The sequence below is a fragment of the Acidovorax sp. GW101-11A03 genome (assembly GCF_059424825.1).
Genome location: NZ_JBWKZU010000009.1, coordinates 64,439 through 87,378, shown reverse-complemented (window position 1 = coordinate 87,378; position 22,940 = coordinate 64,439). Strand labels below are relative to the sequence as shown.

At 65.4% G+C, this 22,940-nt stretch carries 18 protein-coding genes; 3 read left to right on the top strand and 15 right to left on the bottom strand.

Going from position 1 to position 22,940, the window contains the following annotated elements:
- Position 1: 1 nt before the first annotated feature.
- The 4 genes from AC07Z7_RS06400 to AC07Z7_RS06385 all read right to left on the bottom strand — a co-directional run bounded on the left by AC07Z7_RS06400 (position 2) and on the right by AC07Z7_RS06385 (position 4,358).
- Positions 2-871, bottom strand: coding sequence for a carbohydrate ABC transporter permease (locus AC07Z7_RS06400; RefSeq protein WP_494765711.1), 870 nt, complete (start codon positions 869-871; stop codon positions 2-4).
- A complete protein-coding gene (locus AC07Z7_RS06395; protein ID WP_094286387.1) occupies positions 861-1,742 on the bottom strand; it encodes a carbohydrate ABC transporter permease in 882 nt (293 codons plus the stop codon). The genes AC07Z7_RS06400 and AC07Z7_RS06395 overlap by 11 nt, the downstream gene beginning before the upstream one ends.
- Before the next feature lie 123 nt (positions 1,743-1,865).
- On the bottom strand, positions 1,866-3,050 hold the full coding sequence (locus AC07Z7_RS06390; protein ID WP_494765710.1) for a carbohydrate porin: 1,185 nt from the start codon (positions 3,048-3,050) through the stop codon (positions 1,866-1,868).
- Positions 3,051-3,107: 57 nt separating this feature from the next.
- Positions 3,108-4,358 carry an ABC transporter substrate-binding protein gene (locus tag AC07Z7_RS06385; RefSeq protein WP_094286382.1) on the bottom strand — a complete coding sequence of 417 codons (1,251 nt, stop codon included), beginning with the start codon at positions 4,356-4,358 and terminating at the stop codon, positions 3,108-3,110.
- A 168-nt stretch (positions 4,359-4,526) separates the two neighbouring features.
- Between AC07Z7_RS06385 and AC07Z7_RS06380 the strand changes: the two genes are divergently transcribed.
- Positions 4,527-5,243 carry a response regulator transcription factor gene (locus AC07Z7_RS06380; RefSeq protein WP_063460119.1) on the top strand — a complete coding sequence of 239 codons (717 nt, stop codon included), beginning with the start codon at positions 4,527-4,529 and terminating at the stop codon, positions 5,241-5,243.
- A 137-nt stretch (positions 5,244-5,380) separates the two neighbouring features.
- Complete coding sequence (locus AC07Z7_RS06375) at positions 5,381-6,775, top strand: sensor histidine kinase (RefSeq protein ID WP_094286380.1); 1,395 nt, start codon at positions 5,381-5,383, stop codon at positions 6,773-6,775.
- Positions 6,776-6,970: 195 nt separating this feature from the next.
- Here the strand turns inward: AC07Z7_RS06375 and tal are convergent, their stop codons facing one another.
- From tal to AC07Z7_RS06355, 4 genes are read right to left on the bottom strand one after another with little or no spacing between them, the layout of a single operon-like run.
- The gene (tal, locus tag AC07Z7_RS06370) at positions 6,971-7,921 is read right to left on the bottom strand and encodes a transaldolase (protein WP_494765709.1); all 951 of its coding nucleotides are present in this window, start codon (positions 7,919-7,921) and stop codon (positions 6,971-6,973) included.
- A 7-nt stretch (positions 7,922-7,928) separates the two neighbouring features.
- On the bottom strand, positions 7,929-9,011 hold the full coding sequence (locus AC07Z7_RS06365) for an ABC transporter ATP-binding protein (protein ID WP_494765708.1): 1,083 nt from the start codon (positions 9,009-9,011) through the stop codon (positions 7,929-7,931).
- A 26-nt stretch (positions 9,012-9,037) separates the two neighbouring features.
- Complete coding sequence (locus AC07Z7_RS06360; RefSeq protein WP_494765707.1) at positions 9,038-11,269, bottom strand: ABC transporter permease; 2,232 nt, start codon at positions 11,267-11,269, stop codon at positions 9,038-9,040.
- Positions 11,269-12,294: an ABC transporter substrate-binding protein gene (locus AC07Z7_RS06355; RefSeq protein WP_494765706.1), complete on the bottom strand. Its 1,026-nt coding sequence runs from the start codon at positions 12,292-12,294 to the stop codon at positions 11,269-11,271. The genes AC07Z7_RS06360 and AC07Z7_RS06355 overlap by 1 nt, the downstream gene beginning before the upstream one ends.
- Before the next feature lie 236 nt (positions 12,295-12,530).
- Between AC07Z7_RS06355 and AC07Z7_RS06350 the strand changes: the two genes are divergently transcribed.
- Positions 12,531-13,376, top strand: a complete 846-nt coding sequence (locus AC07Z7_RS06350; protein ID WP_063460113.1) for a MurR/RpiR family transcriptional regulator — start codon at positions 12,531-12,533, stop codon at positions 13,374-13,376.
- Positions 13,377-13,499: 123 nt separating this feature from the next.
- On the opposite strand, the gene AC07Z7_RS06345 is transcribed toward AC07Z7_RS06350, so the two are convergent.
- The 7 genes from AC07Z7_RS06345 to AC07Z7_RS06315 all read right to left on the bottom strand — a co-directional run bounded on the left by AC07Z7_RS06345 (position 13,500) and on the right by AC07Z7_RS06315 (position 22,843).
- Positions 13,500-15,422: a bifunctional metallophosphatase/5'-nucleotidase gene (locus AC07Z7_RS06345; protein WP_494765718.1), complete on the bottom strand. Its 1,923-nt coding sequence runs from the start codon at positions 15,420-15,422 to the stop codon at positions 13,500-13,502.
- A gap of 284 nt (positions 15,423-15,706) precedes the next feature.
- Positions 15,707-16,744 (bottom strand): ABC transporter ATP-binding protein, encoded by a 1,038-nt coding sequence (locus tag AC07Z7_RS06340; RefSeq protein ID WP_494765705.1) that lies wholly within the window; start codon positions 16,742-16,744, stop codon positions 15,707-15,709.
- Positions 16,741-17,745, bottom strand: a complete 1,005-nt coding sequence (locus tag AC07Z7_RS06335) for an ABC transporter ATP-binding protein (protein ID WP_494765704.1) — start codon at positions 17,743-17,745, stop codon at positions 16,741-16,743. Before AC07Z7_RS06335 ends, AC07Z7_RS06340 begins: the two co-directional genes overlap by 4 nt.
- Before the next feature lie 29 nt (positions 17,746-17,774).
- Positions 17,775-18,686, bottom strand: coding sequence for an ABC transporter permease (locus AC07Z7_RS06330; protein ID WP_094286368.1), 912 nt, complete (start codon positions 18,684-18,686; stop codon positions 17,775-17,777).
- Positions 18,687-18,803: 117 nt separating this feature from the next.
- Positions 18,804-20,384: an ABC transporter substrate-binding protein gene (locus AC07Z7_RS06325; protein ID WP_094286366.1), complete on the bottom strand. Its 1,581-nt coding sequence runs from the start codon at positions 20,382-20,384 to the stop codon at positions 18,804-18,806.
- An 89-nt stretch (positions 20,385-20,473) separates the two neighbouring features.
- Complete coding sequence (locus AC07Z7_RS06320; protein ID WP_094286364.1) at positions 20,474-21,691, bottom strand: M20 aminoacylase family protein; 1,218 nt, start codon at positions 21,689-21,691, stop codon at positions 20,474-20,476.
- Positions 21,692-21,862: 171 nt separating this feature from the next.
- Positions 21,863-22,843: an ABC transporter permease gene (locus tag AC07Z7_RS06315; protein ID WP_094286361.1), complete on the bottom strand. Its 981-nt coding sequence runs from the start codon at positions 22,841-22,843 to the stop codon at positions 21,863-21,865.
- Positions 22,844-22,940: the final 97 nt, after the last annotated feature.

Below are 22,940 nucleotides of genomic sequence, written 5' to 3'. Positions count from 1 at the left end.
CTTAACCTTTGACGGCGCCAGCAGTGAGCCCGCGCACAAAAAACTTACCGGCCAGCACGTAGATCACCATGGTCGGCAAGCCCGCGATGATCGCGGCCGCCATGTCCACGTTGTAGGCCTTCACACTGCTGCTGGTGTTGGCCAGGTTGTTCAGGCCCACGGTCACCGGCTTGGAGTCGGTGCCCGAGAACACCACGCCGAACAGGAAGTCGTTCCAGATGTTGGTGAACTGCCAGATCAGCGTGACCATGATGATGGGCGTGGACAGCGGCAGCACGATGCGCCAGAAGATCTGGAAGAAGCTGGCGCCATCCATGCGCGCCGCGTTCACCAGCTCCTTGGGGATGGCCGCGTAGTAATTGCGGAAGAACAGCGTGGTGCCCGCCAGCCCTGCCAGGCAGTGCACCAGCACAAGCCCGGTGATGGAGCTGGACAGACCCAGCCAGCCCAGCACCTGGCTCATGGGCAGCAGCACCACCTGGAAGGGCATGAACACGCCGAACAGCAGCAGGCCAAACAGCGCATCGCTGCCGCGAAACTTCCACAAGCTCAGCACATAGCCGTTGACGGCGCCCCACACAGTGGAGATCAGCACGGCGGGCACAGCCATGGCCACCGAGTTCATGAAGAACGGGCGCAGGCCATTGCAGTCCACGCCAGTGCAAGCGCTGGACCAGGCCGTGCCCCAGGCCGACCAGTTCAGCGAGCCCGGCAGCGCCAGCAGCGAGGTGCTGCGGATCTCTTCTGCGTCCTTGAACGAGGTGACCAGCATCGCGTAGAGCGGCAACAGAAAGAAGGCGGTGGCCAGGGCCAGCACCGCGTAGACGAGCAGACGGCCCACGGAGGGGAACAAAGAGGGCTTAGCGGTCATGGGCTTTGGTCCGCAGTTCGCTGTAAAGGTAAGGAATCACCAGGGCTGCCACGGTGGCCAGCATCATGGTGGCGCTGGCCGCGCCCAGGCCAATCTGGCCCCGCGAGAACGACATGGTGTACATGAAGGTGGCGGGCACGTCGGTGGCAAAACCGGGGCCGCCAGCCGTGAGCGCCATCACCAGGTCAAAGCTCTTGATCGCCAGGTGCGACAGCACCATGAGCGTGGAGAAGAACACCGGCCGCAGCGCGGGCAGCACGATGCGCCAGTAGATGCGCGGCAGCGAAGCGCCATCGACCTGGGCGGCCTTGATGATGCTGTCGTCGATGCCGCGCAGGCCCGCCAGGAACAGCGCCATCGCAAAACCTGCGCTCTGCCAGATGCCCGCGATGACCACGCAGTAGATGGCCATCTCGGTGTCCACCAGCCAGCCAAATTCAAAGTTGGGAAAGCCCCAGTCGCGCACCATTTTCTCGATGCCCAGGCCCGGGTTGAGCAGCCACTTCCAGGCCGTTCCGGTCACCACAAACGACAGCGCCATGGGGTACAGGTAGATGGTGCGCAGCGCGCCTTCGGCGCGGATCTTCTGGTCCAGCAGCACGGCCAGCACCACGCCGATGGCGAGCGAGCCACCCACATAGCCCACGCCGAAGATGCCCAGGTTCTTGAGGGCCACCCACCAGCGGTCCATCTCCCACAGGCGCTCGTACTGCGCCAGGCCCGCCCATTCGTAGTTGGGCAGCATGCGCGAGACGGTGAGGCTGAGCACGCCGTTCCACACCATCAGGCCATAAATGAAGGCGAAGCCCAGCACAAAGGCAGGCGCTACGACCAGCTTGGGCAGCCATGTTTCAAAGGTGTTCTTGCTCATGGCCACGGTATGTGTTTGTCATCGTCCTGCATGGAAAAAAAGCGGGGGACACGCAGGAGTGCCCCCCCAAACTGAACAAAGTAACCTCTGGATAACTCGCTATCTCACTACCTCCTCAACGGATCACCACCACACCTCGTACTGCACGCCCACCAGCGTGCGCGAGGTCTTGCCATTGGCGCCAAAGCTGCCCGCGTTGGCTGCGGCGGCGGCCTGGTTCCAGTTGGCCTTGGTCACGTACAGACGCAGCTCGGGGCGCGACCAGAAGTCTTCCGACAGCGCCAGGGCACCTGCCAGCGTGGCCTTGGACAGGCGCTGGTCCGGGCCGCTGCCCTTGCGGGTGGTGGTGGACAGTTCCACCAGGCCCTTGAAGTTCTTGCTGAACGCATACGAGCCCCGGCCGCCCAGCGAGAAGTCCTTGGTCTCCACACCGGTCAGGTCGGCCTTGTTGGTCTGGTAGCCAATGAGGGCCTGGCCGCCAAAGGGGCCGCTTTGCCAGTTGATGGAGTCGGCAATGCGCGTGGAGCGGCGGCCAGCGCGCGTGCCGTCGATGGCTTCGAACTCGCCGTCGATGCGGGCATGGCCGCGCGAGGTCTGCAGGTAGAAGGTGTTGCTGATGCTGGGCAGCAGGAATTCCTTTTGCGTGTGCATGAAGGAGATGCCCGAGCCCGAACCACCGTTGACCTGGCCCTTGCCGCCCACGGCCGTGAGCAGCACGCGCAGCTTGCCGCCGGGGTTGGTGTTGATCTCGGACAGGTCGGCGTTGATACGGTGCGCCTTCACATTGTTGGGCAGGCCGCCGTCGAACTTGTCGCCGGTGAACACACCCACGCCCAGCTTCATGCCGCCCACGGGCACATCCGTCACACCGGCGCCGATGTTGTCGCCGTAGTTCAGCAGAAAGTAGTCAACGATGTGCACATCCTGGATGCGCAGGCGGCGCTGGCCGGCCCAGAACTTGGCTTCGGGGGCGAACGAGAAGCCGCTCATTTCCACAAACGCCTGCTCGGTGCTGATGTCGCCGCTGCCCCACTTGGCGGGCATGTAGTTCACCTTCCACTTCACGCCACCGGCTTCGAAGGTGCGCGCAAAGTTGACTTCGATGCCGTTGTCGCCCTCGTTGCCCAGGCGGAACTTCTGCAGCTCGCCGCCGAGCGACAGGTTGCCCTTGACGCCGTCGGAGTGGTTGAACACCGGGCCACCGCGCGAGTAGCCGTTGAACTCAAAGCCTGCTACTTCCATAGCAAAGGCGCCATTCGCGCATGCGGCGGCCAAAGCCACCGCCGTGAGGCGGTTTCTTGTCTTCATGATGGGATCCCTCTGGGGTTGGTTTTAGTGCGTGTGTGCGCGTGTGTCTGGCACGGCTTACTTGGTTTTCGCGGCGGCCGCGATCTTCTTCATGGCATCGGCGACGCTGACCTTGTCGTCGTTCCAGAACTGGCTGACCACGTCCTTGATGGCGCCTTCGGTGGCCGGGGCAATCGCCATGCCGTGGGCCGCGCTGGGCACCAGGCCGCCGCTCTTGGCGGTGTCCACAAAGTCCTTGGCCGAGGCCTTGGCGCAGTCGTCGAACTTGTCCATCGGCTGGCCCGCACGCACGGGGATGGAGCCCTTGTTCAGGTTGAACACTTCCTGGAAGGCCGGGCTCATGATGGAGCTGGCCAGGTCGCTCTGCGCCTTCTGTGCGGCTGCGTCCTTGAGCTTGAACAGGATGAACGAATCGACGTTGAAGGTGAACGCGTTGGCCGAGCCCGGGGCAGCGGAGCACAGGAAGTCCTTGCCCGGCGCCTTGCCTGCCGCCAGGAACTCGCCTTTGGCCCAGTCACCCATCAGCTGAAAGCCCGCCTTGCCCTGGATCAGCATGGCCGTGGCCAGATTCCAGTCGCGGCCGGGTGCGCCGGGGTCGGTGTAGCCCTTGATGCGGCGGAAGGTCTCGAGCGACTTCTTCATGTTGTCGCTGGTGAGCGCAGAGTTGTCGAGCTTGACGAGCGCGTCCTGATAGAACTTGGGTCCACCCACGCCGAGCACCACGGACTCAAACGTGGTGAAGTCCTGCCAGTTCTGGCCGCCATGGGCCACCGGGATCAGGCCAGCAGCCTTGAGCTTGTCGGCGGCGGCGAAGAACTCGTCCCAGGTCTTGGGCATGGCGGCCACGCCAGCCTTCTTCAGGGCCTCGGAGCTGCCCCACATCCAGTTGACGCGGTGCACATTGACGGGGGCGGCCACGTAGGCGCCCTTGTACTTCATCACATCGGCGACCACCTTGGGCAGCAGCTCGTCCCACTTCTCGGCCTTGGCCAGCGTGTCCATGTTGGCCAGCACGCCTTCCGACGCCCATTCCTGGATGGCCGGACCCTTGGTCTGCGCGGCCGAAGGGGGGTTGCCCGAGATCACGCGGCTTTTCAGCACCGTCATGGCGCTGTCGCCACCACCACCGGCCACGGCAAAGTCGCGCCAGGTGTGGCCCTTGCCCTGCATGATCTTCTTGAGTTCGGCCACCGACTTGGCCTCGCCGCCCGAAGTCCAGTAGTGCAGAACCTCGACCTCCCCCGCGCTGGCCGACATCGCTGCCGCCAGGCCCACCGCCACTGCGGCGATTTTTGTCATCTTCCACATACCCGTGTCTCCTCGATGTTTGAATCCGTTTGGTGCGCCGCAATTCGGTGCTGTTCAGCGCAGTCGGTACTTTAATTACAATAATTAATTTAATTCTCAGGGCTTTCCCTGAGAGTCGCAACCGGGCCACAAAGGCTTGGCTGCGGGGCCCTTTGATATGCTCAATCCATGGCCACGCTACTCATTGTCGAAGACGACGCTCTCTTGCTCGACGCACTTTCCGGCCAACTCAAGCAACTCGATTACAGCGTCTGCACCGCCAGCAGCGTGCCGCAGGCCATGGCGCTTTTGCAGATGCAGGCAGTGGACGGGATCATCCTGGACCTGGGCCTGCCGGGCGCCGATGGCATTGAGCTGCTGACCTGGGCGCGCGCCCACATTGCGGGCCTGCCCGTGCTGATCCTCACCGCCCGCGACGGCGTGGAAGACCGCGTGCAGGGCCTCAACGCCGGGGCCGACGACTACCTCACCAAGCCCTTCAACATGCAGGAGTTGCAGGCCCGCCTGCAGGCCATGCTGCGCCGCGCGCGCCAGCCGGCATTTACCCAGGCCAGCAGCACCCAGGGCCCGCAACTCACCACCCTGGGCCCGCTGGTGCTGGACCACGCGGGCCAGGCAGCCGCGCTGAACGGCGACCCGCTGGACCTGACCCAGCGCGAGTGGGAACTGCTGGCCCTGCTGGCCCACCGTGTGGGCGAGGTGGTCACGCGCGACGACGTGCTGGCCGCCTGGCGCGCCAGCCCCACCGAACCCGGCCAGGCCGCAGCGCCATTGGCCTCGAATGCGCTGGAGGTGTATGTGCACCGCCTGCGCAAGAAGCTGGACGCCTCGCCCCTGAACATCCGCAATATCCGGGGGCTGGGGTACATGCTGAATAGACCATGAAGCCCCCCCTGAGATGCTTCGCATCTTCCCCCCGTGGGGGGGACGCCGCCAGCGCGGCGGGGCGGCCCTTGCGCGGCGGCACTGGCCTCGGTCGCGCCAGTTGCAAGCCGCGCGCCACTTGATTTTTACGGTCATTCATGCGCCACGTTCCCGGGGTTTCTCTTCAACGCAAGCTGCTGCTGTGGCTGTTGCTGCCGCAGCTGGTGTTGTGGCTGTCCGGCGGGTTTCTGGCGTGGCGCATTGCGCTGCAGAACGGCGAGAAGGGGATTGACCAGACGCTGACGCAGTCGGTGCGGGCGCTGGCGCGGCAAATCAAGCCGATTGGCGACGGGCTGCTGGTGGACTTTCCGAAGGCCGCGCAGGACATCCTGGAGCAAGACCCGGCCGACCGCATTACCTACATGGTGTCGTCCCCACCCGGGCGCTTTCTGCTGGGCAACGCCCAGCTGCCGCCGCCGCCGCCCGTCGATGTGCGCGTGGGCGACCCCTACCTGTACCACGCCCGCGTGGACGACCGCCCCGTGCGCGTGGCCCTGCTGGACGTGGACTACGGCACCGCCTCTACCCGCCAGCGCCTGCGCGTGCAGGTGGCCCAGAGCCTCACGGTGCGCGAGCGCATTGCGCAGGAGCTGCTGGAGCAGATGGTGTTCCCGATGGGCCTAATGGGCCTGGCCCTGAGTGCCGTGGTGTACGCCGGCGTGCTGCGCGGCCTGCAGCCCCTCAAGCGCCTGGAGGCGCAGATCGAACGCGCGGGCGCCCAGCCCCACACGGGCACCACACCGCTGCTGCCGATCGAGCTGACATCGGCCCCGCAGGAGGTGCATTCGCTGGCCAGCACCATCAACCGGCTGCTGGAAACCGTGGCACGCGGTCAGCAAAAGGAAAAGCGTTTTCTCAACGACGCCGCCCACCAGTTGCGCACCCCGCTCGCAGGCCTGATCGGCCAGACCGAGCTGGCCTTGCACGAAAGTCACGAACCGGCAGTGCAGGCCCGCCTGCAGAAGGTGCTGTCGGCCGCCCAGCGCAGCGCCCACCTGGTGCACCAGCTGCTGCAGCTGGCGCGATCTGAGTCGAACGTGGAGATGCAGTCCATCGACCTGGCCGCCCTGGCCCGCGAGGTGGCCCGCGAATGGGCCGCCCGCGCCCTGGCCCAGGGCATGGACCTGGGCTACGAGGGCGACGACAGCCTGCCCGTGCAGGGCCACCCGCTGCTGCTGCGCGAGGCGCTGAACAACCTCATCGACAACGCCCTGCACTACGCAGGCCCCGGCGCCACCGTGACGGTGCGCGTAGGCCACGAGGAGCCCGGCCGCTGGGCCTTGCTGGTGGTGGAGGACGACGGGCCGGGTGTACCGGCCGAGCACCTGGGCGATCTGTTTGCGCGGTTCTGGCGCGGGTCCGACAAGGCGGGCGGCTGTGGGCTGGGCCTGTCGATCGTGGAGGAGATTGCACTGCGGCACGGCGGCCGGACGGTGGCCGAGGGGGTGGTGCCGAAGGGATTGCGGGTGGGGATGCGGGTGCCTGCGGGGTGATTTTTTGAGATTTTTTGGGCTTCTCCGCGCTCTGGATATATCTTTACAGCTCTTTTTTTGATAGCAGATAGATCTAAAAGGCTGAGTTTTCGAAGCCTGGGCGCCACCTCGGAACCGTTCGGGCTGAGCTACAAAAAACAAAGCGGCTGGCGCTCCCAAAACAAGCACCAGCCGCCCAAAAAACCAAAAGCAACTTCAAGCAGCCAGGATCAGCTTCTCCAGCTTCACCGCATCCGCAGCAAACGCCCGAATCCCCTCAGCCAGCTTCTCCGTCGCCATCGCGTCCTCATTCAACGCATAACGGAACCCCGCCTCGTCATAGTTCACCGCAGGCAAGTCCATCGCCTTGGCAGCCTCCGCATCCAGCGCCCGCTGCAACGGCGCCTCGCTCGCCGCCAACTGCGCCAGCAGCTCAGGCGCAATGGTCAGCAGGTCGCAACCAGCCAGCGCCGTGATCTGCCCCACGTTGCGGAAACTCGCCCCCATCACCTCGGTGGCAATGCCAAAGCGCTTGTAGTGGTTGTAGATCTGCGTGACCGACTGCACCCCGGGATCGTTGGCACCGGCGCGCGCGGCCTCGTCCCAGCTGGCGCCTGCCTGCTTCTTGTACCAGTCGTAGATGCGGCCGACAAAGGGCGAGATCAGCTGCACCTTGGCGTCGCCGCAGGCCACGGCCTGGGCAAACGAGAACAGCAGCGTGAGGTTGGTGTGGATGCCCTTGCGCTCCAGCTGGGCGGCGGCCTGGATGCCTTCCCAGGTCGAGGCGATCTTGATGAGCACGCGGTCGATGTGGATGCCTTCGGCCTGGTACAGCTCGATGATGCGTTCGGCACGTGTGACGGTGGCGCTGGTGTCAAAGCTCAGGCGGGCATCCACTTCGGTGGAAACACGGCCAGGCACATGGGTCAGAATCTCGCAGCCAAAACGCACCAGCAGGCGGTCGATCACCTCGTCCATCGCGCGCCCTTGCCATTTGGCGACGGTGTCCTTGAGCAGCGGCGCGTATTCGGGCTTCTGCACCGCCTTGAGAATCAGCGAGGGATTCGTCGTGGCGTCCTGCGGACGGAACTGGGCCAGTTGCAGAAAGTCGCCGGTGTCGGCAACCACGGTGGTGAACTGTTTGAGGGCGTCGAGTTGGTTCGTCATGGCGCCATTATTCCGCATTGGTCCGGACAACTTCGGTACTACCAACCACCGATACGCCGTGGGCACCCAGGCTCAGTTGCACCTCGTCGCCAACGGCCAGCACATCGTCCAGGTCGGACGAGACCACAAAGATATGGCCCAGCGCGGTGTCGAAGGTGTATTCGTGCACCGCGCCCAGGTAAGCGCGCTTGGCCAGCCGTGCGGGCAGCAGGCCCGCGCCCTGGCGGTGAATGCGCCAGGCCTCGGGGCGCACCGCCACCTTCACCGGGCCGCTCTTCACCTCCACGCGCGGGCGCAGCACCAGCGGGCCGAGCGCCACCGTGCCGTCAGCGTCGGCCACGGCCGGGAACAGCATGGCCTCACCCATGAAGCCCGCCACAAACTCGCTGTGCGGGGTTTCGTACAACGCGCGGGGCGAGCCCTTTTGCGCAATCAGGCCCTGGTTCATCACGATGATCTGGTCGCTCACGGCCATGGCCTCGGCCTGGTCGTGCGTGACGTAGGCCACGGTGAGCGACAGGCGCTGCTGCAGCGCGCGGATTTCTTCGCGCATCTCGCGGCGCAGGCGGGCGTCGAGGTTGGACAAGGGCTCGTCGAACAGCAACACCTCGGGCTCCAGCACCAACGCGCGGGCCAGCGCCACACGCTGCTGCTGCCCACCCGAGAGTTCGCTGGGCAGGCGGTCGTCAAACCCCACCAGGCCCACGCCGCGCAGCGCCTCCACGGCTTTGGTGCGCGCCTGCTCCTTGGGCTGGCCTGACATGCGCAGGCCGTACATCACGTTCTCCACCACATTCATGTGCGGGAACAGCGCGTAGCTCTGGAACATCATGCTCACGTTGCGCTGCGCGGGGCCTAGCGTGGTCACGTCCTTGCCGCCGATGAAGATCTCACCGGAGGTGGGCGACTCCAGCCCCGCAATCATGCGCAAGGTGGTCGTCTTGCCGCAGCCCGAGGGGCCGAGGATGGTGGTGAGCGTGCCGCGTGGCACCTCGAAGCTGATGCCCTTGACAGCCAAGGCCGCACTGCTGTCAGTGCCGTAGCGCTTGGTGATGTTGCGGAACACGATGCCCGCGTCGCTGTGGTTCATGGCGTTGTTCTTCTTTTGGAGAGGGGTCAGTGCGCGGCGGGTGCGGCTGCACGCCGCCCAAGCTTGCGGTCGCCGACGAGCAGTTGAATGAGTCCGATGGAGGCCGACATGAGGATGATGAGCACCGTGCAGTACGCCAGCGCCACGCCATAGTCGCCATTGCCCACACGGCCGATGATGTAGGTGGTGGCCAGCTCGTTCTCGGCCGTGACCAGGAAGATCACCGCGCTCACGGTGGTGATGGCGCGCACGAAGCTGTAGACCAGGGCCGCCACCAGTGCGGGCTTGAGCAGCGGCAGCACCACATGGCGCAGCGTCTGCACGCTGCCTGCGCGCAGCATGACGGACGCTTCGTCCAGCGACCGGTCGAGCTGCTTGAAAGCCGCCGTGCCCGCCCGCACGCCCACCGGCAAATTGCGGAACATGAAGCACAACACAATGATGAGCGCCGTTCCCGTCAGCTCGAACGGTGGCACGTTGAACGCCAGGATGTAGCTCACACCCAGCACCGTGCCGGGGATGGCAAAGGCCAGCAGCGCAGCAAACTCAAACGCACCCTGCCCCCGGAACTCGGTGCGTGCCAGCAGCCATGCAATGGCAATGCCCAGCGTGGCCGTGAGTGGCGCGGAGATGGCAGCGAGCTTGAGGGTGGTGAAGAACGAGTTCCACGCGGTGCCCGCCCACACCACACCAAACTCGCCCCATTCCACGCTGAACGCCGTGCGAAAGTGCGCCAGGGTGATGGTGTAGTCGCGCCCCCAGGTCTGCACAAAACCACCGGCCAGCGCAAACAGGTACACGATGAGCGTGAACGCCATCCAGGGCAGCGCAACGGAGTGCACCACGCGGCGCACGCCTTGGGGCAGCGGCATGGCAATGCCTGCATCGCCCTTGCCCGAGACGGTGGTGAAGTTCTGCTTGCCCAGCAGCCCGCGCTGAATGGCGAACACGGTGAGCGCGAACAGCGTGAGGATCCAGGCCAGCGATGCGGCACGGCCCTGGTCGTACTGCGCGCCCACGATGGCGAAGAAGATTTCGGTGGACAGCACCGAGAACTGCCCGCCCACCACGATGGGGTTGCCGAAGTCGGCCATGCTCTCGATGAAGCCCACCAGGAAGGCGTTGGCCAGGCCGGGCTTGAGCAGCGGCAGCGTGACGGTCATGAAGGTCTGGTGCGGGCTGGCGCGCAGGGTTTGCGCGGCCTCTTCCAGGCTGGGGGCCACGCCCTGCACCACGCCGCGCATGATCATGAAGGCGATCGGCGTGAAGGCGAAGGTCTGTGCCACCCACACGCCGAACCAGCCGTAGAACCAGCGCGTGGGCGTGATGCCAAATGCGTACTCCAGAAACTGGTTGAACACCCCCGCGCGGCCGAACAGCAGGATGAGCCCCAGACCCACCACAAAGGGCGGCGTGATGATGGGCAGCAGCGCCAGGATGTTGAGCGGCCGGGCATAGCGGCGCGAGGCACGCTCGGCCATCAGCGCCATGAAGGTGCCCAGCAGCGTGGTGCTGGTCGCGGTCATGAGGCCCAGGAACAGCGTGTTCCACGCCACGCCGCAGCGCTGCCCGCCCCCCAGGCAGGCCAGGCCAAAGTTGCGCTCGTGTGCGATGCGCTCCCACATCACGGCCAGCGAGAACGGGCCGTCCTCCAGAAAAAACGCGGCTGACAGCGCCTTGAGCACCGGGAACACGATGAACAGCCCCAGCAGGCTGCCACAGCCCAGCACGGCTGCGGCCACAAACAGGTCTCCCTTGAAGAAACCGCGCCGTGCAATGCCGAATGACATCAGCACCAGCAACGCCGACAGCACCACAAAGCCACCCCAGCCCATGCCGGGCTGGCGCGTGCCCAGTTCGCCCAGGCTGGCATTCATCCACTCAAACGCCCAACCGCGCGCGCCGATGATGAAACCACTGAGCAGCAAGGCTACCAGCCCTAGCGCACCGCCAGCGATCAGCGTGGCGCCTTGCTGGCGGCCTGCAGGCAGCGCCGCGCCCACGCCCGCCACGGCCAGGCCCAACAGACCCAGCCACAGCCAAGGCCGCCCATGCTGTGCGGCCTGCAGCAGGCCATTGGCGGCCTGCGCATCGCCCCACACCTGGCCCACGGCCAGCAGGCCGTTGGCGTCCTGCTGCGCATACCAAGGCAACAGCAGGTAGCCCAGCACGCCGATCAGTACCCAGGCCCACAGGGGCCGGTTGGCCGCCACCGCCCGCCGGGGCGCGGGCCCCATTGCCACAGACGCGGCCGCCATCAGCGGGCCGCGTTCTGGACTTCTTTTTCCCAGCGCGCAATCAGGCGGCGGCGCTCGGCGCTGGCACCGTACTTGGCGTAGTCGTAGTTGATGAGCTTGATCTTGGCGGGGTCGGTCATGCGCGGGTCTTTGGGCACCTGCGTGTTGCTGGGCAGCTGGAACTGCTTGGCCGCCAGGCCAAACTGCTGGCCGCCGGGCGTGAGCGCCCATTCGTAGAACTTCTTGGCGGCCTCGGTATTGGGGCCGTTCTTGACGATGCTCATCGAACCCACTTCGGCGCCCGTGCCTTCAGACGGGGTGACAGAGCCCACGGGAAAGCCGTTGACCGCCTCGGTGGTCACGTCGTGCACAAAGCTTACCGAGATGGTGGTCTCGCCGCGCGCCGCCGCCTTGACGGGCGCCGTGCCCGAGCGGGTGTAGGTGCTGATGTTGGGGTGCAGGGCCTTGAGGTATTCAAAGGCCTTTTCCTCACCCATGATCTGCACCAGGGTGGCGATCATTGTGTAAGCCGTACCGCTGGATGCGGGGTTGGCCATCTGCACCTCGCCCTTGAACTCGGGCTTGAGCAGGTCGGCCCAGGACTGCGGGGCTTTCAGCTTGCGCTTGGCCAGCAGCTCTGTGTTGTAGCCAAAGCCCAGCGGGCCCAGGTACACGCCCACGGTGCGGTATTTGGAGTCCACCGCCTGCTTCTGCGCCCAGGGGTGCAGCTGCGCGAGCAGGTTCGATTTGTATTCGAGCGTCAGGCCCTGCTCGGCCGCCTGCAGGTGCGGGTCGCCCGTGCCGCCAAACCAGATGTCGGTCTTGGGGTTGGCCTTCTCGGCGTTGAGCTGTGCGAGCGCTTCGCCCGAGCCTTTGGCCGTCATGTTGACCTTGGTGCCGGTGGTCTTGGAATACACGGTGGACATCAGGTTGCACCACTCGGCCTGCACCGAGCAGATGATGTTGACCTGGCCTTGGGCATAAGCGCTGGAGGCCAGCAGGGCCAGGGCGGCAGCGGCAAAGGTGTGGGGGATGGGCTTGCGCATCGGGGGCTTCCGTTCCAATCAAATATGACAATGAAGTTTCAGTTCATCCTAGAGCCGGGCCACGCCCCCGGCCACCGGGATAACACGCAGGGTTTGCATGCACAGGTGAACGCAGGGGCACACGCAGAGGGCTCCGGCCAGATTGAGCCGCCCTCGTGGTAACTCATGACCCACTTTGCGTGAAACGCAGTTACCATTTCTTTCTCTGCCGCCGCCCCACCAGGAAACCTGCCCCCATGCTCGACCGCATCACCGCCTCGCTCTCGTCCCTGGCCCCTGCCGAACAACGTGTGGCCAAGCTGGTGCTGGCCGACCCCCGCAGCTTTGCCCGCCTGCCCGTGCGCGAACTGGCCGAGCGCGCCCATGTGAGCAAGCCCACCGTGGTGCGGTTTTGCCGCAGCATGGGGTATGACGGCCTGGCGGACTTCAAGCTCAAGCTCGCGGGCAGCGTGAGCGAGGGGGTGCCCTTCATCCACCGCAGCGTGGACGTGGACGACAAAACCGGCGACGTGCTGGTGAAGGTGGTGGACAACGCCGTGGCGGCGTTCCTGCAATACCGCAACGCCGCCAGCACCGTGGCGCTGGAGCGCGCGGCCGAGGCCATTGCCGCCACCTGGCAAACCGGCAAGCGCATCGAGTTCTACGGCGTGGGCAACTCCGGCATCGTGGCGCAGGACGCGCAGCACAAGTTCTTCCGCCTGGGCGTCACGTCCATCGCCACCAGCGACGGCCACATGCAGGTGATGAGCGCCACCCTGCTGGGCCCGGGCGACTGTGCGGTGATCATCTCCAACTCGGGCCGCACGCGCGACCTGATGGACGCGGCCGACATTGCACGCAAGAACGGCGCCACCACCATCGCCATCACCGCCAGCGGCTCGCCCCTGGCCAGCACCTGCCAGATCCACCTGGCCGCCGACCACCCCGAGGGCTACGACCGCTACAGCCCCATGGTGTCACGGCTCATGCACCTGCTCATCATCGATGTGCTGGCCACCTGTGTGGCGCTGCGCATTGGCGGCTCGCTGCAGCCCATCCTGCAGCAGATGAAGGAGAACCTGCGCGCCAAGCGCTATGCCTAGCCGCCCGGCCGCCTGACATCAGGTCACGCCGAAGGCGTGGGGCACGGGCACTATAAAAACCATAGCTACCAGTGCTCACCCATCAGGCGCAGGCAGCCATTTTGGCTTCGGATTCCGACGCACTCAGTTCGCAAAACTCCGGGTGCTGTACAGCTCCACCGGCAGGCGCTGGAGCAGCGGCAAGCCTGTTGCCGTGTCCTTGGCCTGCTTATCGATGTAGCTGAGGAACACGTCAGCATCCAGCACGCCAATGTCCAGGCGGCGCGCGGCGGGCACGGCGGCCAGGGTCTTGTAGCCGTCACCGCCGGTGGCGTTGAAGCTCAGCACGAACAGCTTGTAGGTCTTGGCGGTGTCCAGCGCACCCCACGCACCCGTGGCGGGGTTGCGCACCTCGATGTTGCCCACGCGGCTGCCGAAGGCGGCCTTGGTGTTCACGTCGTAGCGCAGGCCGCCGGTGTAGGGGTAAGGGCCGGTGGAACCGCCCGCGCCGTACACGGCTTCCAGACCGTCTTCGAGCATGCCCTTGACCTCCTGGCCCGTGATGTCCAGGCGGAACAGCATGTTGCCGAACGGCAGCACCTGGATCACCTGCGCAGCCGTCACTGTGCCCTGCAGCGGAATGCGCACGCCGCCGCCGCTTTGCAGCGTGATGTCGGCGCCGCCGTATTTCTCGTTGGCCACCTCCAGGTAGGCCTGGGCCACCAGCTGCTGGATGTCGCCGCCGCGCACGCTCACGCTGCCTTCGGCGTTACAAGCCGCGCTGGAGCGGCTGTAGTCCACCGAGCCCACACCGCCGGGCACACGGCGCGAACACAGCTCCTGCGGCACCACGGCCACCTGGGTCTTGTTGAACACGGCCACGCGGTCCTTGAACGGTTGCAGGGTCGTGGTGGCGGGGGCAGATGGCGTGGTGATGCGCAGCACGCCGGTGGCGGCGGCACTGGCCTTGATCGCCGCCTTTTCTGCATCGGTGGCGGCCTTGCCGCCGAGGGTGAAGCTGTCGCCGATCAGCACATGGGGCGTGCCCGCGCACTGCGTGACCTCGCCCTGCGCGTTGAAGCTCACCTTGAGTTCACCCACCACCTGCGCGTATTCCCAGGCCTGCACCACACACACGGGCTTGCCGTCCTTGTCGGTGGTGCGGGTGGGGTAGGCCCCGGCGGGCGAGCCCACGCCACTGGTGCGCAGGGCGTCAGGCCCCAGCAGGGTGTGCGAGTCGCCACCCACCACCACGTCCACGCCTGACAGGCGTGCCGCCACCTGCTTGTCGTACTCGTAGCCGATGTGGCTGAGCAGGATGATCTTGTTGACGTTCTTGGCGCGCAGTGCGTCGATCTCGCGCTGGGCGGCGGCAGTCTCGTCCTGGAAGGTGGTGTCCGCGTCGGGGCTGGACGATGCCTTGGTCTTCTGCGCAATGGTCAGGCCCACGATGCCGATCTTTTGCCCGTCGCGCTCGACCACGGAGGAGGGGCTGACGTAGCCCGCTGCGCGTGTAGGGTTGAGGGCAGAGCCTGCGCCGAACTGCACGTTGGCGCTGAGCACGGGCGTCTTGCAGGCCCCCTTGCGCAGCAGGTCCAGAAAGCCCTTGAGGCCCGTGTCGCCCTTGTCGAACTCGTGGTTGCCCAGGGTGAAGGCATCGAAACACACGGTGTTCATCAGGGCTGCGTCGGCCTCGCCGTCGGCCCCGGCGCGGTTGAAGTACAGCGTGCCGGTGAGCGCGTCGCCCGCGTGCAGCTTGAGCACATGGGGGGACTGGGCCGCCAGCTCGCTGATGGCGGCCGTGACGCGGGGAAAGCCACCGGCGTCCACCGCCACATCCACGGTCGATGCACCACCGGCCGAGAGCTTGAGCGTCTTGGTCCGGGACTCCAGCGTGGAGTGGTGGTCGTTGATGTGCAGGATGGTCAGCTCCAGCGGCTTGGCCTGATCGCCGCCGTCGGAGCCGCCACAAGCGGCCAGCGCGCTGGCGGCCGCCAGCGCCAGCAGGCCCACGCGTGCTCGGTGCAGTGCGCGGTGCACCTGCTTCTGAATTGCCCACAAACCCATTGTCATGTTCCAGCCCCTGTCTGTGTATCGTTGTGGTGGTTCGCAAAAGCCTGCATGGTGGGCAGACCGCGTGACAGGGGCGTGAAACCGCACCGGGCTTCGCCCAAGGCAAAAACGCCACAGGCCCCCGAAGGAGCCTGTGGCGTTGCATGGCGTGGAACCCACCGCGCTGGATGGGCGCGGGACGGATGTATTCTGGACGGGACAGGGGAATTTTCTAAAGGAAAAAGCCCCTTACCGCGCGTCCATCATGCCTTTATAGCTACATAGTTAATAGCAAACTATCAAACACGGCCCTCTTCCACCGCGTGGCAGGCGATGCGGATGCCGCCGATGCTCAGCAGCTTGGGGCGCTCGGTGCGGCAGCGGTCGTTCACATGCGGGCAGCGGGGGTTGAAGGCGCAGCCGGGCGGCGGGTTCAGCGGGTTGGGCACCTCGCCCTGCACGGGGGTGCGCGCTTTGCCCGTGTCGTGCATCTTGGGGATGGCATCGAGCAGCATGCGCGTGTAGGGGTGGCGCGGGCTGTTGAACAGCTGGTGCTTGTCGGCCAGCTCCACCAGGCGGCCCAGGTACATCACGCCGACCTGGTCGCTCACGTGGCGCACCACGGCCAGGTTGTGGCTGATGAACAGGTAGGTGAGCTGCCGCTCGCGCTGCAGGTCCTTCATGATGTTGAGCACCTGGGCCTGCACCGACACGTCGAGCGCCGAGGTGGGCTCGTCGCACACGAGGAACTCGGGCTCGGTGGCCAGGGCGCGCGCAATGGAGATGCGCTGGCGCTGGCCGCCGGAGAACTGGTGCGGGTACTTGACCATGTCGAGTGGCGACAGGCCCACGGACTTGAGCAGCTCACCCACGCGGGCCTTGAGTTCGGCCTTGTCGGTGATGAGGCCATGCTCGCGCAGCGGCTCGCCGATGATGTCTTCCACCAGCCAGCGCGGGTTCAGGCTCGCGTACGGGTCCTGGAAGATCATCTGGATGCGGCGGCGCATGGCGCGGGCGTCGTTGCCCTTGAAGGCCGCATGGGCGTCCTGGTTGTCGAACGTGAGGCCGCCGCGTGTGGGCTCGTACAGGCCCACCAGCAGGCGGGCCACAGTGCTTTTGCCGCAGCCGGACTCGCCCACCAGGGCCAGGGTCTTGCCCTTCTCGATCTCGAAACTCACGCCGTCCACAGCGTGCAGCAGGGTGCGCGGCTTGCGCTCGATCACGCGGTTGAGCCAGGGGGCGGAGACGTCGAAGGTCTTGGCCAGGTCATGGGCCTGGACCAGGGCCTTGCTCTTGGCGGGTGCGGATGCCGCAGTGGTGGTGGTAGCGGCGCTCATGCGTTCACCCTGGCTTTCGTGGCGGTATTGGCGGTCGTGGACGCACCGGCGTGCAGCCAGCAGGCGGCACGGGTGGAGCCCGCTGGCATCAGTTCAGGGCGTTCGGTCATGCAACGGTCAAAGGTGTTGGGGCAGCGGGGGTTGTAGGCGCAGCCCTTGGGGATGGCATTCAGGCGCGGCATGGCGCCGTCGATCTGGTTCAGGCGCTCGCGGTCCTGCTCCATGTCGGGGATGGAGGCCATGAGGCCGCTGGTGTAGGGGTGCGAGGGCTTGTTGATCACGTCGTGCACCGGGCCGATCTCGGCCACACGCCCGGCGTACAGCACGGCCACGCGGTCGCAGGTCTCGGCGATCACGCCCATGTCGTGGGTGATCAGCATCACGGCCGCGCCGCGCGATTTGCAGATGTTTTTCAGCAGCGTGATGATCTGCGCCTGGATGGATACGTCGAGCGCCGTGGTGGGCTCGTCGGCCACGATGAGCTTGGGCTCGGCGGCCAGGGCCAGGGCAATCACCACCCGCTGGCGCATGCCGCCGGAGAACTGGTGCGGGTAGTGGTCGATGCGCTCCTCGGCCGCCGGAATGCCGGTGTCCTTGAGCAGTGCAATGGCCCGCTGGCGCGCCTCGGCGGGAGTGACCGGCAGGTGGGCCAGGATGGTCTCGGTGAGCTGGCGGCCCACGGTGTACAGCGGGTTCAGCGAGGTCAGCGGGTCCTGGAAGATCGCGCCGATGCGGCGGCCACGGATGTGGCGCATTTCCTCGTTGCCGAGGTTGTCGATGCGCTGGCCTTCCAGCAGGATCTGGCCCGAGGCCACGCGGCCTGGCGGCTCCAGCAGGCCAATGATGGCCGCGCCGGTGAGGGATTTGCCCGCACCGGACTCTCCCACCACGCCCAGGATCTCGCCGGGTGCAATGGAAAAGGAAATGTCGTCCAGGGCGCGCAGGGTACCGCGGCGGCCAGGAAATTCAACAACGAGGTTTTTGACTTCGAGAAGACTCATGGGAATGTCGCTTTTCTTGTTTTTCTTGTTCAACGCAGGCGTGGATTGAGCGCGTCGCGCAGCCAGTCGCCCAGCAGGTTCACCGACAGGGCAATCAGCACCAGCATGGCGCCAGGGAACACGGTGATCCACCATTCGCCCGAGAACAGGTAGTCATTGCCGATGCGGATCAACGTGCCCAGCGAGGGCGAGGTGGGCGGTGCGCCCACGCCCAGGAAGGACAGCGTGGCTTCGGTGATGATGGCTGTGGCCACCTGGATGGTGGCCAGCACCAGCACCGGGCCCATCACGTTGGGCAGCACATGCTTGCGCATGATGCGCAGGGGCGATACCCCGGTGACGCGGGCGGCCTGCACGTATTCCTTGTTGCGCTCCACCAGCGTGGAGCCACGCACCGTGCGCGCATATTGCACCCAGCCGGTGAGCGAGATGGAGATGATCAGCACGCCAAAGGCCAGGGACTCGTGCGCGTTGGGAAACAGCGCGCGGCCCACGCCAGCGATCAGCAGGGCCACCAGGATGGCGGGGAAGGACAGCATCACGTCGCACAGGCGCATGAGCAGGCCATCGATCCAGCCACCCTTGAAGCCAGCCAGCAGGCCGAAAGCCACGCCCACCAGCACCGACAGCACCACGGAGGCCAGGCCCACGACGAGGGAGATGCGGGCGCCATAGATCAGCGCGGACAGGATGTCGCGGCCCTGGTCGTCGGTACCCAGGGGGTACTTCCAGGTGCCCATTTCGCTCCAGGCGGGAGGCAGACGGGCGTCGCTCAGCTCCAGCGTGGCCAGATCAAAGGGGTTGTGGGGGGCGACCCATCCGGCAAACACCGAACAGAACACACAGATCAGCGCAATCGCGGCAGCGACCATCGCCATGGGCGATGTGCGAAAGCTGTAGCCGACATCGCTGTCAAGCCAGCGGGCAAGGGTTGTTTTCATTGTGGGAACCAGTAAACAAACACCACCGCCTGGCCCGGGTAGCAGCCGGGCGGTGGTGCGAACTTTCAAGAGAACCGGTTGTTCTCTCTTTCTTCTCTTCGATCTTTGCGGACAGACTTACTTGTTGATGCTCATCCACTTGAAGGGCATGAAGTTGTCCGCCAGCTGCACCAGCTTGACGTTCTTGTTCACGCCCCAGGCCAGGGCCTGCTGGTGCAGCGGGATGTGGCCCACATCGGCAGCATGCAGGTCAAACGCTTCCTTGATCATGGCGTTGCGCTTGGCCTTGTCGGTCTCGGACTGGATCTTGAGGGTCAGCTCGTCCACCTTGGGGTTGCAGTACGAACCCAGATTGAACTGGCCCGCCCCCTTGTCGTCCACGCAGCGCACCAGCGCATTCAGGGCGTTGTGCGAGTCGTAGGTGGCGGGGGTCCAGCCCAGCATGTAGAAGCTGGTGTCGCGGCGCAGGATCTTGGGGAAGTAGGTACCCTTGGTTTCGGCCTGCAGGTTGACCTTGACGTTGATGCGCGAGAGGTTGGCGGCCACGGTCTGGCAGATGCGGCCGTCGTTCACGTAGCGGTCGTTCGGGCAGTTCATGGCCACTTCAAAGCCGTTGGGGTAGCCCGCTTCGGCCAGCAGCTTCTTGGCGGCTTCCACGTCGTAGGGCAGGCGCTTGGCATCGGGCTGGAAGCCGTTGATGCCGGGGCCGACCAGCAGGGCCGAGGGGTTGGAAGCGCCGCGCATCACCGTGCGCTTGATGCCTTCGATGTCGATGGCCTGGTAGAAGGCCTGGCGCACGCGCTTGTCCTTGAAGGGGTTCTTGCCCTTGACGTTGGAGTACAGCAGCTCGTCGCGCTTCTGGTCCATGCCCAGGAAGATGGTGCGCAGCTCGGGGCCGGTGATGGCGCGGGTGTTGGCGCCGCCGTTCACGCGGTCGATGTCCTGCACGGGCACGGGCTCCATCACATCCACCTCGCCCGACAGCAGGGCCGCCACGCGCGTGGCATCGTTGCCGATGGGGGTGAACACGACTTCGGTGGCGTTGCCTTCGATCTTGCCCCAGTAGGTACCGTTGCGGGTGAACACCGAGCGCACGTTGGGCTGGCGCTCACGCAGGCGGAAGGGGCCCGTGCCGTTGGCCCGGAACGAGGCCGCGTTCTCGATGCCCTTGCGGCGGTCCACCGGACCCAGGGCCTGGTTGGTCTCGCACCATTTCTTGCTCATCATGTACACGAGCGAGATCACGTCGGGCAGGATGGGGAACGGGGTCTTGGTTTCGATCTCGACCGTGTGGTCGTCGATCTTGCGCACTTCCTTGAAGTCGTTGGTGTAGCTCTTCATGTCCGAGCCTTCCACCTGGGTGCGCGCGAAGCTGAACACCACGTCGTCGGCGGTGAACGGCGTGCCGTCATGGAATTGCACGCCCTTGCGCAACTCGAAGCGCCAGACGGTGGGCGAAGTCTGCTTCCAGGACGTGGCCAGCGCGGGCGCCAGGCTCAGGTCCTTGTTCCGGCCGACCAGGGGCTCGTACACGTTGCCGGTCACGCTCAGCTGCAGCGACTCGTTGAGCGAGTGCGGGTCCATCGACAGCGAGTCGCCCTGGTTGGCAACCCGGATGGTCTGCGCATTGGCAACCAGGCTGGCCGTCGCCATGGCGGCAAACAAGGTGGCAAGGGCAACTTTCTTCTGGAATTTCATCGGAATCTCCTCGTGAAAAAAAGGATACGAAAGGGGGACATCCAAGGGGATGGGGTGTGGCGTTGCGTGGAGAAACGAGAGGCGCGCTCTCAGGGCATGGCCAGTGGCATCGATTGCTCGATCAGGCTCGCATGCAATGCAGAGCCCAACGGCAGGATGTCGTCGTTGAAGTCATAGCGGCTGTTGTGCAGCGCACTGCCGCTGGCCCCCGTGCCCTGACCCAGGCGCAGGTAGGCGCCGGGGCGGGTCTGGAGCATGAAGGCGAAATCCTCGGCGCCCATGCTGGGTTCCAGGTCACGCACGACGTGGTCGGCGCCCAGCAGCGATTCGGCAACATCACCGGCAAAGAGGGCTTCGCTTTCGCTGTTGATGGTGGCCGGGTAGATGCGTTCGTAGTGCACGGTGGCCGTCGCGCCAAAGCCCAGGGCGATGGCATTGCACAGCTCCTTGAGGCGCTTTTCCACCATCTCCTGCACCACAGGATCGAACGTACGCACCGTGCCCACCAGCGTGGCAGAACCCGGCAGCACACTGAAGGCCCCCAGATCGCCCGCCTGCGCGGCACAGATGCTGACCACAGCGCTTTCGATGGGGCGCACATTGCGCGACACGATGGTCTGCGCCGCCGTGATGATGTGGGCCGCCACGACCATCACGTCCACGGTCTGGTAAGCGTGGGCGCCATGGCCGCCGCGACCGGTGATCTCGATGGTGAAGCGATCCGCAGCCGCCATCATGGGGCCCGAGTTGATGCCCACCGTGCCAGGCTTCATCGCAGGCCAGTTGTGCATGGCATAGATGGACTGCACCGGGAAGCGGTCAAACAGGCCGTCTTCCATCATCACGCGGGCACCCGCAAAACCTTCTTCGCCGGGCTGGAACACCAGCACGGCCGTGCCGTCGAAATTGCGGGTCTCCGCAAGATAGCGCGCAGCGCCCACCAGCATGGCAGTGTGGCCATCATGGCCACAACCATGCATCAGGCCGGGTTTGCACGACTTCCAGGAGAAGTCGTTGTGCTCGGCCAGAGGCAACGCATCCATATCGGCGCGCAGGCCGACCATGCTGCCGCTGGACGTGCTGCGCCCCCGGATCACACCCACCACACCGGTGCGCCCGATGCCCTCGTGGATCTCGTCCACACCGCAGAGCGCCAAGGCTTCCTTGACGCGTTTGCTGGTGTAGACCTCCTCGAACCCCAGCTCGGGGTGGGCGTGCAGATCACGCCGCAATGCCGTCAGCTCGGGATGGAACTGGGCGATATGTGCAAACGCCCGTCCACCCGCTTTGTATCGAAGCGACTGCATTTCAGTAGTCCACAGAGCTGCACGCAACCCACAATGCGTGAAACTGGCGCGGCCCAGGCCAGCGCCCCCGCGCAAGGGCCGCCCCGCCGCGCTGGGGGCGTCCCCCTCCCGCATTGCAACGCAATGCGAGAGAGGGGGAAGGCGCGAAGCGACTCAGGGGGAGCTTCATCTCTAGTGGCCTCCCGCCTTGCCCACGCGCAGGCGGGGGTCCACCGCAAAGTACAACAGATCCACCACCAGATTGATGACCACAAAAATCAGGGCAATCAGGCAGAGGTAGGCGGCCATCACAGGGATGTCGGCAAAGGTCACGGCCTGGATGAACAGCAGGCCCATGCCCGGCCACTGGAACACGGTCTCGGTGATGATGGCAAACGCGATCAGGCCACCAAGCTGGAGGCCGGTGATGGTCATCACAGGCACCAGCGTGTTCTTGAGCGCATGGCCGAAGTGGATCGCCCGGTTGGACAGGCCCCGTGCGCGCGCAAACTTGATGTAGTCGGTGCGCAGCACCTCCAGCATTTCAGCCCGCACCAGCCGCATGATCAGCGTGAGCTGGAAGATCGCCAAGGTGACGGCCGGCAGGATGATGTGGTGCCAGCCCTTGGCCTTGAGCAGGCCTGTGCTCCACCACCCCATCTGCACCACTTCACCACGTCCAAAGCTGGGGAACCAGCCCAGGGTGACCGCAAACACCAGGATCAGCAGGATGCCAATCAGGAAGGTGGGCAGCGACACGCCCAGCAGGGAGATGGTCATGAACAGCTGGCTGGTGAAGGTGCCGCGCTTGAGGGCGGCATACACCCCCATGGGCACGCCAATCACCAAGGCCAGGAAGGCAGCCACCAGGGCCAGCTCCAGCGTGGCGGGAAACCGCTCCGCGATCAGTCGCGAGACCTTCGCGCCCTGGCGCAGGCTCAGGCCGAATTCGCCTTGGGCTGCGTTCACCAGGAAGTGGCCAAACTGCACAAAGAAGGGTTTGTCCAGACCGAGTGAGGCGCGCAGCTCACGGATCTGTTCAGGGGTGGCATCCTGGCCCAGCAGGAACACCACGGGATCTCCCACATACTGGAACAGCATGAAGGAGATGAAGGCCACCGTGATCATGACAATCACAGCCTGGATCAGGCGGCGCAATATAAAGGCAAGCATCGGAAAGTCGAGTGAGTGTTCGATAGGAGCGCCGCAGCCACTTTTGATGGCCAGGGCGCCGGTGGGCGAAACGTCTTCAATCTAAGTCAAAAAAGAG